The organism is Enterobacter cloacae complex sp. ECL352 (genome assembly GCF_020149545.1).
Taxonomy (GTDB): Bacteria; Pseudomonadota; Gammaproteobacteria; order Enterobacterales; family Enterobacteriaceae; genus Enterobacter; species Enterobacter asburiae_B.
On the sequence record NZ_CP083709.1, the window covers coordinates 1,442,392 to 1,455,587 of the forward strand.

General features: G+C 56.1%; 12 protein-coding genes. 4 read left to right on the top strand and 8 right to left on the bottom strand.

Translation table 11 applies throughout. The annotated features are described in order from the left end of the window. Positions 1-72 precede the first annotated feature (72 nt). On the top strand, positions 73-1,110 hold the full coding sequence (locus LBF07_RS07020; RefSeq protein WP_094934839.1) for a LacI family DNA-binding transcriptional regulator: 1,038 nt from the start codon (positions 73-75) through the stop codon (positions 1,108-1,110). Here the strand turns inward: LBF07_RS07020 and lysA are convergent. Further along, a complete protein-coding gene (lysA, locus tag LBF07_RS07025; protein WP_094934840.1) occupies positions 1,080-2,342 on the bottom strand; it encodes a diaminopimelate decarboxylase in 1,263 nt (420 codons plus the stop codon). The two genes, LBF07_RS07020 and lysA, sit on opposite strands and share 31 nt — an antisense overlap. A gap of 121 nt (positions 2,343-2,463) precedes the next feature. Between lysA and LBF07_RS07030 the strand changes: the two genes are divergently transcribed. Continuing rightward, a complete protein-coding gene (locus LBF07_RS07030) occupies positions 2,464-3,390 on the top strand; it encodes a LysR family transcriptional regulator (protein ID WP_094934841.1) in 927 nt (308 codons plus the stop codon). On the opposite strand, the gene LBF07_RS07035 is transcribed toward LBF07_RS07030, so the two are convergent. The 7 genes from LBF07_RS07035 to LBF07_RS07065 all read right to left on the bottom strand — a co-directional run bounded on the left by LBF07_RS07035 (position 3,385) and on the right by LBF07_RS07065 (position 11,273). Next, entirely contained in the window at positions 3,385-4,077 is a 693-nt protein-coding gene (locus LBF07_RS07035) for an aspartate/glutamate racemase (RefSeq protein WP_094934842.1), read from the bottom strand. The genes LBF07_RS07030 and LBF07_RS07035 overlap by 6 nt on opposite strands. A gap of 88 nt (positions 4,078-4,165) precedes the next feature. Further along, the gene (gene wzz(fepE), locus LBF07_RS07040; RefSeq protein ID WP_094934843.1) at positions 4,166-5,290 is read right to left on the bottom strand and encodes an LPS O-antigen length regulator Wzz(fepE); all 1,125 of its coding nucleotides are present in this window, start codon (positions 5,288-5,290) and stop codon (positions 4,166-4,168) included. A 218-nt stretch (positions 5,291-5,508) separates the two neighbouring features. Beyond that, positions 5,509-6,924, bottom strand: a complete 1,416-nt coding sequence (locus tag LBF07_RS07045; RefSeq protein ID WP_032660200.1) for a sugar porter family MFS transporter — start codon at positions 6,922-6,924, stop codon at positions 5,509-5,511. Between the two features lie 313 nt (positions 6,925-7,237). Next, positions 7,238-7,999 carry a 2-dehydro-3-deoxy-D-gluconate 5-dehydrogenase KduD gene (kduD, locus tag LBF07_RS07050; protein ID WP_094934844.1) on the bottom strand — a complete coding sequence of 254 codons (762 nt, stop codon included), beginning with the start codon at positions 7,997-7,999 and terminating at the stop codon, positions 7,238-7,240. 63 nt (positions 8,000-8,062) lie between these two features. Then, on the bottom strand, positions 8,063-8,899 hold the full coding sequence (kduI, locus tag LBF07_RS07055; protein WP_094934845.1) for a 5-dehydro-4-deoxy-D-glucuronate isomerase: 837 nt from the start codon (positions 8,897-8,899) through the stop codon (positions 8,063-8,065). A 235-nt stretch (positions 8,900-9,134) separates the two neighbouring features. Then, on the bottom strand, positions 9,135-10,313 hold the full coding sequence (locus LBF07_RS07060; protein ID WP_038417283.1) for an acetyl-CoA C-acetyltransferase: 1,179 nt from the start codon (positions 10,311-10,313) through the stop codon (positions 9,135-9,137). 93 nt (positions 10,314-10,406) lie between these two features. Beyond that, positions 10,407-11,273 carry a LysR family transcriptional regulator gene (locus LBF07_RS07065; protein ID WP_033146457.1) on the bottom strand — a complete coding sequence of 289 codons (867 nt, stop codon included), beginning with the start codon at positions 11,271-11,273 and terminating at the stop codon, positions 10,407-10,409. A 105-nt stretch (positions 11,274-11,378) separates the two neighbouring features. On the opposite strand from LBF07_RS07065, the gene LBF07_RS07070 reads away from it, so the two are divergent. Continuing rightward, positions 11,379-11,840, top strand: a complete 462-nt coding sequence (locus tag LBF07_RS07070) for a multidrug/biocide efflux PACE transporter (RefSeq protein WP_032660189.1) — start codon at positions 11,379-11,381, stop codon at positions 11,838-11,840. 119 nt (positions 11,841-11,959) lie between these two features. Then, the gene (locus tag LBF07_RS07075; RefSeq protein ID WP_094934846.1) at positions 11,960-13,189 is read left to right on the top strand and encodes an amino acid permease; all 1,230 of its coding nucleotides are present in this window, start codon (positions 11,960-11,962) and stop codon (positions 13,187-13,189) included. The last annotated feature ends 7 nt before the right edge of the window (positions 13,190-13,196 follow it).

The following is a 13,196-nucleotide window of genomic DNA, read 5'->3' on the forward strand; positions in this document are numbered from 1 at the left end:
CTTCCCGCATCGCTTATACGCCGTGAGGTCTGTGTTAAACTGCAAATCATTACGTGGAAGCAGGAATGTAGAATGGCAACAATGCTGGATGTCTCACTGCGTGCGGGCGTGTCGAAGGCTACCGTCTCGCGCGTGCTGAACGGCACAGGTCAGGTTAAAGAGAGTACGCGTCAGCAGGTCTTTGCTGCGATGGAAGAGCTGGGATATCGCCCGAACTTCCTCGCGCGTTCGCTGGCTAACCAGACCAGCAACAGCATTGGCCTGGTCGTCTCGACCTTCGACGGCTTTTACTTTGGTCGTCTTCTCCAGCAGGCGTCGCGGCAGACGGAAACTCACGGGAAACAGCTGATCGTCACCGACGGTCACGACGCGCCGGAACAGGAAGAACAGGCGGTGCAGATGCTGGCCGATCGCCAGTGCGATGCCATCGTGCTTTACACGCGCTACATGAGCGAAAAAGCGATCGTCAAACTGATGAACACCGTGAAAACGCCGCTGGTGGTCATTAACCGCGAAGTGAGCCAGGCGCCGGATCGCAGCGTGTTTTTCGAACAGCAGGATGCCGCATTTAAGGCCGTGGATTACCTGATCGCCCAGGGCCATCGGGAGATCGCCTGTATCACCGTTCCGATCCATACCCCAACCGGGAAAGCGCGGCTGATGGGCTATCGTAAAGCCCTGGAAAAGCACGGCATTCGTCTGGACGAGCGTCGGATAAAGTACGGCGATGCGGGAATGACGCGGGGATACGAGCTGTGCAAAGAGTTGATTGCCGACGGTGTGCCGTTTAGCGCCCTGTTTGCCTGTAACGACGATATGGCCCTGGGGGCGTCCAAAGCGTTACACCAGGCGGGGCTTAAAATTCCGCAGGATATTTCACTGTTCGGCTTTGACGATGCCCCAAGCGCGAAATGGCTGGAGCCTGCGCTCTCATCGGTTTATCTGCCCATCGACAATATGATTGTCACGGCCATCGATCAGGCGATCCGGCTGGCAAAAAACCAGCCGGTCGATGCTATCCCGCCGTTTACCGGCACGCTGGTGTTACGCGATTCGGTCACAACGGGGCCGTACTTTCATCAGATGAGTTCTAAAGCCAGCAGTTCCTGAATGGTCTGGCGACGACGGATCAGCCGTGCCTTGCCGTTATCAAACAGCACTTCCGGCAGCAGCGGGCGGCTGTTGTAGTTAGATGACATCGACGCCCCGTAGGCACCGGTATCATGCAGCACAAGATAATCACCCGGTTTGACCTCTGGCAGCGCGCGAGTCTCCACTTTGCCGCCTTCCTGCTGGGTAAACACGTCACCCGATTCGCACAGCGGGCCCGCAACGACCGTCTCAACGCGCGGCGCCTGCGTTAAATCACGGCCGTCGGCAGCCAGGGCGGTAATGTGGTGATAGCTGCCGTACATGGACGGACGCATCAGATCGTTAAAGCCTGCATCAATCAAGACGAAGTGGCGAGACCCCATCTCTTTGACGCTGCGCACCTGCGAAACCAGCACGCCGGCTTCCGCCACCAGGAAACGACCCGGCTCAATTTCCAGCTTCACCGCGTGACCAAGATGCGCGGCGATTTGGTCGCGCGCGGCGCTCCACAGACCGTAATAGTGATCGGTATCGATCGCCTCTTCGCCTTCGCGATAGGGAATGGAGAGGCCGCCACCGGCTGAGATCGCCTCCAGATCCTGACCGAAGTCGACAACCTGGTGCACCATCGCACCGCACACCTGCTCCAGGTGGCCGTAATCGACGCCAGAGCCAATGTGCATATGAATCCCCACCAGCTTCAGGCCATAGCGCTGTAATACCTCCAGCGCGGCAGGCATATCGGCATACCAGATCCCGTGCTTGCTGTTTTCACCGCCGGTATTGGTTTTTTGGCTGTGACCATGACCAAAGCCTGGATTCACGCGCAGCCAGACGCGATGGCCGGGAGAAACCTGACCCAGCTGCTCCAGCATATCTACAGAACCGGCATTCACCGGGATCTGCAGTTCGTGGACGCGCGCAAGCGTCGCATCGTCGATCACATCGGCGGTGAAGACGATCGCGTCGCCGTCGGCTTTCGGATCGAATCCGGCCGCCAGCGCGCGCTCGATTTCGCCAAGCGAGACGGAGTCGACCTTCACGCCCTGCTCACGCATCAGGCGCAGAATATGAATATTGGAGCACGCCTTCTGGGCAAAACGCACCACGTCAAACTGATGCAGGGCGGCGATCTTCTCGCGAACGATCTGCGCGTCGTAGACCCACACCGGACAGCCAAACTCGGCAGGCAGGCGCAGCAGGTTATCGGCGTTCAAATCGGTCTCAGTCTGGCTCAGCGGGCGTGGCATGGTCTTCTCCGGGTAAATGCGTTTTGAAGATTACGCCACAGCGCGAAGAGAATAACAAATATCGTTTTATCGCGAGTCTATGCAAAAATGATATGGACAGTTATCTGCTTTCAGGTGCCCTATGCCCGCCGTCAATTTACGCCACATCGAGATTTTTCACGCCGTGATGACCACCGGCAATCTCACCGAAGCCGCACAGATGCTGCATACCTCGCAGCCGACGGTGAGCCGCGAGCTGGCCCGGTTCGAGAAAGTGCTGGGGCTGAAGCTGTTCGAGCGCACCCGGGGCAGGCTTCACCCGACGGTGCAGGGGTTGCGCCTGTTCGAGGAAGTCCAGCGCTCCTGGTACGGACTGGACAGAATAGTGAGTGCTGCGGAAAGCCTGCGCGAGTTTCGCCAGGGCGAGCTGTCGATCGTCTGCCTGCCCGTCTTTTCGCAATCCTTTTTGCCGATGCTGCTGCAGCCCTTTCTGGCCCGATACCCGGAGGTCAGCCTCACTATTGTGCCTCAGGAATCTCCTCTGCTTGAAGAGTGGCTTTCGGCCCAGCGCCATGATTTAGGGCTAACCGAAACCCTTTCCACGCCAGCGGGAACGGCACGCACGGAGCTGATCTCGTTAGATGAAGTGTGCGTTCTGCCCGCCGGACATCGGCTTGCCGGTAAGGCAGTGCTCACGCCGGAGGATTTCCACGGGGAAAACTACATTAGCCTTTCGCAGACAGACAGTTACAGACAGCTGCTGGATACGCTGTTTGCCGAGCATCAGGTCAAACGGCGAATGGTGGTGGAAACGCACAGTGCGGCTTCGATTTGCGCGATGGTGCGGGCGGGCGTCGGCGTCGCGGTGGTGAATCCGCTCACGGCGCTGGATTATGCCGGAAGCGGGATCGTCATCCGCCGCTTTAGCGTGTCCGTCCCGTTCACCGTGAGCCTGATCCGCCCGCTGCACCGTCCGGCTTCCGCGCTGGTGGACGCTTTCACCGAACACTTAATGGAGCACGCGCGTCAGGTGGCGCTTCGTTTACCTGACCTGCAAAACTCGTTATGACAGCATAAACGCCACGGCATCTGCCGCGTGAATGGCGGTGGTATCAAATACCGGGACGGGGCTTCGCTCGGCCGGCACCAGCAGGCCAATCTCGGTGCACCCGAAGATCACGCCTTCTGCCCCCTGCTGCGCCAGCTTTTCAATCACGCTGACGTAATACGCCCGGGAAGATTCGCTGAAGGTGCCAAGGCAGAGCTCGTCAAAGATAATCTGATTGATGCGCGCCCGATCGTCTTCATCCGGGATAAGGCTCTCGATCCCAAATTCACTGTGCAAACGCCCGCGATAAAAATCCTGTTCCATGGTGTAGCGTGTGCCCAAAAGCGCTACGCGGCGCATACCGGATGCGGCAATCGCACGACCGGTCGCGTCCGCGATATGCAGAAACGGCAGCGAGCAGCGGTCCTCAATATGCGACGCCACTTTGTGCATGGTATTGGTACAAAGCACGATACCCTCGGCGCCGGCACGCTCCAGTCCCAGCGCCGCCTGGGCCAGGATCTCTCCGGCTTTATCCCACTCCCCGCTCGACTGGCAGGCTTCGATTTCATGGAAATCAACGCTGTGCAGCAGCAGGCTTGCGGAGTGCAGCCCCCCCAGACGCTGCTTTACCCCTTCATTAATCAGGCGGTAATAAGGGATTGTCGATTCCCAGCTCATTCCACCTAACAGGCCGATCGTTTTCATCATCCCTCCTTTTCTTTGTTTCTTTTTTAACACAACCGAAGTACATAAAAAAAGGCGCTGTATTCAGCGCCTTTTTAAACTGCAGAGCTTATTTCGCTACCGGTTCTGGCGGCGAAGTACGGGTGAGCATCGCCTCGCGAAGTAAAACGCTACCGCAGGCAAACATCCCCCCCAGAAGCGCCGCCAGAACAACAATCAGAGCCTTGCCCGGGCCATCCTTTTTCACCGGCATGGAGGGAGAAAGCTGGTACCTGAATGGCTCAAGTTTAACATCGGCGAAGGAGAGCTTTTTCAGCTGTGCGAGGTAGTATTCCCTGTTCTGGAAATCCGCATTCAGCTCGGTTACGTCCTTCAAATTTTTTTCAATCTGCAGCTTTTGCGCGATACCGTCAGCACCGAGCGCAACGGAGTAATCCGGATCATCTTTTACGGCCTGCCCGTTGCTGTAAACCGGCCTCTTGATGCCTGCGGCATTTGCCACTTCCAGCGAATAATTCAGTCGCTGCAGGTTGGTATTGTGAATATTGGTCAGACGAACTCGATCCAGTTCCAGCTGCTGCTTAACGACGTTCGTTTTTAGGGCGATCAGGTTGCGGATATTCTGCACCGTCTCTTTTTCTACAATAGCCGCGATATAATCAATGTACCCCGCCAGGACGGCTTGCGCATCGTCAGCTGTCGGCGCAGTAAAGCTCAATGTCCAGGAAACATAAGGCGTTTTATCCGCCTCTTTTCCCTGAGCGTTATTCACCGCTTTCATTCGATCTGAAATGTTGACTATCGCGCGATGCAGCTCAAGCGGATCCACCGTGGTGCCTTGCAGCTTCGATGTTACGTAAGGAGAGGTTGTCATATACTCTTCGAGCAATGACTGTGACTGGAACTTTTTAATAAACAGGTCAAAAATTTGCGGACGGGTAATCTTCACGTGCACATCAAGCACCTGTAACGCCACCATCATCTGGCGCAGTGGGTTCCACTGCAGCTGTTCTGCCGGGGTGATCACCGCTTTACTGGTCCATTTCTGCGGCAGTAAAAATGAAACGGCCAGCCCCACCAGCGCGAAAGTAAAGATAATGGCGGCGATACGTTTTTTCGCCGCCAGAAGGACCTCAAACAATCCCAGAAGATCTATCTCTTTTGCGCTTACAGCCGGGGCGGCAAAACGGGGAAAGTCGAGGTCCGTGCTTTTTCTTAAATCCATTTCTGACATAGTGATTCTTCTTTTTCCGGCTGCAATGCGTCTTTGCTCAATTGATAGCGGTGGCCCGACAATTCAACAATCTAAGAAAAATCCTAATGCCTGTTCCCTCTCTGTGTCTACTCCCTACCAGAGTTAGTAGTGATCTTAGTCACATTATTATTGTGGCTAAGCCACCTTTTTCTTTTCCAGTTACGGCATAGAGTGAAGCCTTCGAACAGGCAAAACAATCACACGCCGATGTTCCGCAGTTTCTCTCCTGCCATCAGCTTGCGCTCGATATGTTCCAGCGTCACGCCTTTGGTTTCCGGGATCAGCCAGAACGTAACGCCAATAAACGCTACGTTCAGCACCGTGTAGAGCCAGAACGTTCCCGCTGCGCCAATCGCGTCCAGCAGCGTCAGGAACGTCGCACCGATGATCATGTTCGACACCCAGTTGGTGGTAGTGGAACAGGTGATGCCAAAGTCACGGCATTTGAGCGGCTGAATTTCGGAGCACAGGATCCACACCACCGGCGCGGCGCTCATCGCGTAACCTGCGATACACATCATGGTCATACCGACAGAAAGCCAGGAAAGCCCGCTTGAGGCCGTGCCGTTATCAAATTGCATCAGGCAGTAGCCCAGAATCAGCGTACCGAGCGCCATCACGCTGAAGCCAATTTTCAGCGCCGGTTTACGCCCGGCTTTGTCCACGGTGAATACCGCAATAAAGGTGGCGAACATGAAGGTCAGCCCGACCACCAGGGTTGCAATCATCTGCTGTTCCGTGGTGGTGAATCCGGCCATTTTGAAAATGCGCGGCGCGTAATACATGATGATGTTCATGCCGGTGAACTGCTGCATTGCCTGCAGCAACATGCCGAGGAAGACCGCGCGGCGCACGTTGCGGTTGATCTTAAACAGCGCCCAGCCGCCCTGCTTTAGCTTCAGGCTTTCGCGGATTTCGTTCAGCTCTTCGCGCGCTTTTTCCGAGGTATCGCGCAGCATGCGCAGAACCTCTTCTGCCTCCACGTGACGCCCTTTTTGCGCCAGCCAGCGCGGGCTGTTTGGCAGGAAAATCACCAGGACGATCAGCACCAGCGCCGGTAAGGCCAGCACGCCCAACATCGCGCGCCAGTTGCCGCTGTAGCTGAAGTAGGTGTCAGACAGGAACGCCAGCACAATACCCAGCGTGACCATCAGCTGATACATGCTGATCATCTTGCCGCGCACGTTTTCGCTCGCCATTTCGGAGAGATAAAGCGGCGCGGTGTAGGAGGCAATCCCCACCGCCACGCCCAGCAGCACGCGGGAGAGCAGGAGGATTTCAACGTTAGCGGCAAACGCCGAGCCAATGGAGCCGGCAACGAACAGAATCGCCCCGACCATCAGGCTGTATTTGCGCCCCAGGCGGAACGACAGCCAGCCGTTGAACAGCGCGCCGATGGCCGCGCCGAGCATCATGCTGCTCACCACCCACTCCTGCAGACGACTGCTGAGGGTAAAGTGATCGGTAATAAACGGTAATGCGCCGGCAATGACGCCGATATCCAGTCCAAATAACAGGCCCGCCACGGCGGCGGCAATGGAGACAAACTGGTTCATGCGGCGAGTATCACGCAGCGCAGCGGGCATTAGGGTAGAGTCATTTATCGATGTCATATTTTTCCTGCCTCAACAGCAAAATTCGTTAACTGAAATTACGAGAAAGCGAGGAAAAGTGTCAGGCAGGAAATCGCGAAGTTATGGATTATTCCGCTACGGCATACGGTTCTGTGATGGACATTACAATTTCAACTGGTGGCGAATAATCACGCATTTTTACTAATCAGTTAATATTTAAGCAATAAAAGTGTGATTGCCGTCATTTGCGATTTTTTAGTATGGATTTTTCATCTTTATCGATATGGACTAAGCCAATTATTGCGCAAAAAAAACCTCCGCCCACAGGCAGAGGTTCTTAATACAGGTGGAATTAACGCGCCAGCCAGCCGCCGTCTACAGCCACGGTGTAGCCGTTGATGTAATCCGATGCGGAGGAGGCCAGGAAGACAATCGGCCCCATCAGATCGCTCGGCAGACCCCAGCGTCCCGCAGGGATACGCTCCAGGATCGCCGCGCTGCGCTCTTCGTCAGCACGCAGCTGCTGCGTGTTGTTGGTCGCCATGTAGCCCGGCGCAATCGCATTCACGTTGATGTTATGTTTCGCCCATTCGTTTGCCAGCAGGCGGGTCACGCCCATCACGGCGCTTTTGGACGCGGTGTACGACGGCACGCGGATGCCGCCCTGGAACGAGAGCATAGAGGCAATATTAATGATTTTGCCGCCTTGCCCCTGCGCAATAAAATGCTTCGCCGCCGCCTGGGACATGAAAAATACGCTCTTGATGTTCAAATCCATCACGTCATCCCAGTCGCGCTCGCTGAAGCCGATCGCGTCTTCGCGGCGGATCAGCCCGGCGTTGTTCACCAGAATGTCGATATGACCGAATTCAACCACCGCGCGGTCCAGCAGTTCAGGAATGGCATCGATTTTACGCAGGTCAGCGGTCAGGCTCAGGAAACGGCGGCCCAGGGCCGTCACGCGTTCGATGGTCTCAGTCGGTTCAACGATATTAATTCCGACGATATCGCAGCCCGCTTCCGCCAGGCCTAACGCCATTCCCTGACCCAGCCCGGTGTCACACCCGGAAACCACAGCCACTTTCCCCTGCAGAGAGAATGCATCCAGAATCATGTTTATTCCTTACTCTTTCAGAGCCTGTCACTCACAGGCAGGTTTATGCTTCACCGCCCGCGACTAGCGCAGATCGCTGACCGCAACGTGGTCCATATCATCAAAGACCTGGTTTTCCCCCACCATTCCCCAGATAAAGGTGTAGGCTTTCGTCCCTACGCCGGAGTGAATGGACCAGCTCGGTGAAATCACCGCCTGCTCGTTGTGCATCACGATATGGCGCGTTTCCTGCGGCTGTCCCATCATGTGGAATACGCAGGCGTCCTCATCCATGTTGAAGTAGAAGTAGACTTCCATCCGGCGCTCGTGGGTATGGCACGGCATGGTGTTCCACAGGTTGCCTGGCGCGAGCTCGGTCAATCCCATGCTGAGCTGGCAGGTCTCCAGCACGTCCGGCACGAAGTATTTATTGATGGTGCGGCGGTTGCTGGTGAGGTTGTCGCCCAGCGTCACGGGTGCGACGTCTGCGGTGGTCACTTTTTTGGTTGGGTAGGTGGAGTGAGCCGGCGCGCAGTTGTAGTAAAACTTCGCAGGCCTGCTGCCGTCGATGCTGGCAAAGACCACGTATTTCGCCCCTTTACCCACATACAATGCCTCGCGATGGCCAATCTCATAGCATTTTCCGTCTACGGTGATGGTGCCCGGCCCGCCGATGTTAATCACCCCCAGCTCGCGACGCTCGAGGAAGTAGCTCACGCCCAGCTGCTTACCGACCTCACCGCCCACGGAGACGCTTTTCGTGACCGGCAGAATCCCGCCCACAATGATGCGGTCGATATGGCTGTAAACCATGGTGTACCTGTCGGCCTCGAATACCTGCTCGACTAAAAATGCATTGCGCAGCCCCTGAGTATCCAGCGTTTTGGCGTGCGCACTGTGGATGCTTTCTCTGACGTCCACGGTAACCTCCAGATGTGGTCATGCCCGAAGGCGGAAATAAACGAAACAGCGTTCCGTTTTTCATAATGAGCACATACTATCGGCATAAAGCGGGCTTTTCAATTATATTTAAAACAACGTTTCATTTTTATTTTTGTTTATAGCGAAAATGATGTTCGGATCACAATTAAGCCGCCGGGAGAAAAAGGACGCGAAAAAAAACCTCCCGGAGGAGGTCATTTTTAATGAGAAGAGGTTAGCGTTCGATGGCCAGCGCCACCCCTTGCCCGCCGCCTATACAGAGTGTGGCAATCCCTTTGCGGGCATTGCGCTTTTTCATTTCGTGGACCAGCGAAACCAGGATCCGGCAGCCGGACGCACCGATAGGATGGCCCAGCGCGATCGCGCCGCCGTTAACGTTGACCCGCAGAGGATCCCACTCCAGCATTTTTCCGACGGAGATCGCCTGCGCGGCATAGGCTTCGTTCACCTCGATCAGATCCACATCCGAAAGCTGCCACCCCGCACGCTCCAGGCAGCGGCGGGTCGCGTAGACCGGTGCGATCCCCATTAACGCAGGATCAACCCCTACGCTGGCGAATGCTTTAATGCGGGCCAGGACCGGAAGATCGAGTTCAAGGGCTTTGCTTTCGCTCATCATCATGACGGCGGCAGCGCCGTCGTTAATGGAAGAGGCATTTCCCGCCGTCACCGAGCCCTGCATTTCAAACGCGGGGTTCAGCCTCGCCAGGCCTTCTGCGCTGGCGTCAGTGCGCGGCTGTTCATCGGTATCCACGAGGATACGCTCGCCGCTCTGACGCTGCGTGCTGACCGGAACAATCTCGTCGCGAAAGCGACCGGAATCAATTGCCGCACGCGCTTTTTGCTGCGAGCTTAGCGCATAGGCATCCTGCACCTCACGGCTGATGCCGTACTCGCGCGCCAGGTTTTCCGCCGTCACGCCCATATGATAGTCATTGAACGCATCCCAAAGCCCGTCATGCACCAGGCTGTCGAGCAGCTGACTGTTGCCAAGCTGTGCGCCGGTCCGGCTGTCGGTCAACACGTGCGGCGCGCGGCTCATATTCTCCTGCCCGCCCGCTATGATCACGTCCGCTTCACCACACTGAATGGCTTGCGTCGCGAGATGCAGCGCTTTTAATCCTGAACCACAGACGTCGTTGATGGTGATGGCCGAAACGGTATTGGGCAGCCCGCCCTTCAGCGCCGCCTGACGCGCAGGGTTTTGCCCGGCACCGGCCGTGAGAACCTGTCCCAGGATCACCTCATCAACTTCATGTGCTGCGATCCCGCTGCGTTCCACCAGCGCTTTTACCACCACGCTGCCCAGGTCAACCGCCGAGTGACGCGCGAGCGCTCCCTGAAAACAGCCGATAGCTGTACGCAACGCACCCACTATTACGACATCTTTCATCACGACCTCTGTGTTAAATGACATGACGATAGTAGAGGATTGTTACTGGCAATTATCTTAATTGTTTAAAAATAGTGAGTTTAATCACAAGGATCAGCGCGCATCCTGCAGATACTGCCGCAGCCAGCTGCCGGCAACGCCGGGAGGGGATCGTTTATTCCACAGCAGATCGATGCCGATCGCCCGCGGCCAGCCGGGAACACTGAGCTGTACCAGGGATTTCGCGGCGGCAAATTCATCCACCAGAGCGCACGGCAGCACGCACCAGCCAAATCCCTGTACCGCCATACTCAAGAGTAACAGGTAATTCGGTGCTGACCAGACGGGCCCGCGCGCGATCTCAGCCTCGCGCTCAAGATAGGTGCTGAGCCGCAGCTCTCGCCAGCCGTGCAGCTCGTCATGCTGAACGTCATGTTGTCCGGCCAGCGGATGCGTGGTCGCGACGTAGATCGCCATGCGGGTCTGCATCGGCAGGCGGGTGACGCCAATATCCGTAGGGTAACTGTCGCGCGCTTCCGTCAGGCCAATCTGCGCTCGCTCCTTTTGCAGCAGATCGATCACGTCCTCTTCCTCGCCAATCAGACATTCGAATTCCGTATGGGGAAAATGCGCGTCAAACTGCTTCATCATCTCTTCCAGCACGTCCGGGTTGAGGGTATCGGAAAGGACAAACGTCAGACGCGCCTCCGTTTGCGCCGTTAGCGATACCGCCAGCTCATCCAGCCGCGTGCTGGCGGCCAGGATCGCCTGCACATAGCCCAGCACCTGTTCTCCCTGGACCGTTAACACCGGCTGGCGCGCCGAGCGGTCAAACAGCTCAAAACCCAGATCGGCTTCAAGATTGGCAATTGACGTGCTGATCGTCGACTGGCTTTTACGCAGCCTTCGCGCGGCAGCGGAAAAAGAGCCCGCCGCAACGGTCTCGACAAACGCCTTAAGGGCTTCGGGTGAATAGCGCATAACCTATCTACTTTAGCGATGGATACTAACTTTAATATATCAGCTTTAGCGATGAAAATAGGCTGCATCAACGCCCATACCGGCGAATTAATGAGGTCTATGACTATGCAACATCAGGATGCACTCCAACGTAAACTGCCGGAGCGGATCTTTCATGCTGTCTGTTTCGAAGGGATTGCGACGGCGATCCTCGCCCCTACGGCGGCGTGGCTCATGCAGCGTTCCGTGGTGGAGATGGGGGGGTTGACCATTATCCTGGCCACTACCGCCATGCTCTGGAACATTCTTTATAACTTCGGCTTCGACCGTTTCTGGCCCGTTCAGCGCGTCAAACGTACCGCAAAAGTACGTGCGCTGCATGCGCTGGGGTTCGAATGCGGGTTTATTGTGATTGGTGTGTCGATTGTCGCCGCCGTGCTGGGCGTTACCCTGCTTCAGGCATTCACGCTGGAAATAGGTTTCTTCCTGTTCTTCCTGCCCTACACCATGTTCTATAACTGGGCATACGATTGCCTGCGCGAGAAATTTCTTAAGCGTCGCCAGCAACGGCGAGCCCTGGCAGGCTAAACCGCCTTTGGCCGGACGCCCGTTCCGGCCAAACTCCGTCGAAGCAACTGCGCTCTTCAGGCATAACTATGGTAAATTGCACGCCATTCCGATGGTTTGATAGTTGATACGTTGCTCTAATGTCGAAAATTTGGTCAAAAGATGAGACTCTCTGGAGTTTCGCTCTCTATGGCACGGCCGTGGGCGCAGGAACGCTGTTCTTGCCCATTCAGCTGGGCTCCGCAGGCGCTATCGTCCTGTTTATTACCGCCCTCGTGGCCTATCCCTTAACCTACTGGCCGCACCGGGCGCTGGTGCAATTTATCCTGTCGTCGAAAACAAAAGGCAACGAAGGGATCACCGGCGCCGTCTCGCACTATTACGGCAGGAAGATTGGCAACCTGATCACCACGCTCTATTTCATCGCCTTCTTTGTGGTGGTGCAGATTTATGCGGTGGCCATCACCAACTCGCTCACGGAGCAGCTGGCGAAACACCTGACGGTGGATACCGCCGTTCGCGTGCTGGTCAGCCTGGGAGTGGTGCTGGTTCTGAATCTGATCTTCCTGATGGGGCGCCATATCACGATAAAAGTGATGGGCTTCCTGGTGTTTCCGCTGATTGCCTATTTTCTGTTTGTCTCGTTCTATCTGACCGGAAGCTGGCAACCTTCGCTGCTGACCAGCCAGATGGCCGTCGATCGTCATACGCTGCATCAGGTATGGATTTCGATTCCGGTGATGGTGTTTGCTTTCAGCCATACCCCGATTATCTCAACGTTTGCCGTTGACCGTCGCGAGAAATTTGCTAACGGCGCCATGGATAAATGCAAGAAAATCATGAAGGTGGCGTACCTGATCATCTGCCTGAGCGTGCTGTTTTTTGTCTTCAGCTGCCTGCTCTCAATTCCGCCGTCGTACATTGTGGCCGCCAAAGAGCAAGGGGTAACGATCCTGTCCGCGCTGTCGATGATGCCTTCTTCTCCGGCGTGGCTGGGCATTTCCGGGATTATCGTGGCGATTATTGCGATGTCGAAATCGTTCCTCGGCACCTATTTTGGGGTGATTGAAGGGGCGACGGAGATCGTGAAGTCGTCGCTCAATCAGGTGGGCGTGAAAAAGAGCCGCGCCTTTAACCGCGCGATTTCCATTATGGGGGTGTCGTTAATCACCTTTGCCGTCTGCTGCATTAACCCGAACGCCATTTCGATGATTTACGCCATCAGCGGCCCGCTTATCGCCATGATCCTGTTTATCATGCCGACGCTGTCGATGTATCTGATCCCCTCACTGAAACAGTACCGCTCCATTGGCAACCTGCTGACGCTGATCGTCGGCGTGCTGTGCGTGTCGGTGATGTTTGTCGGCTAAACGCCCT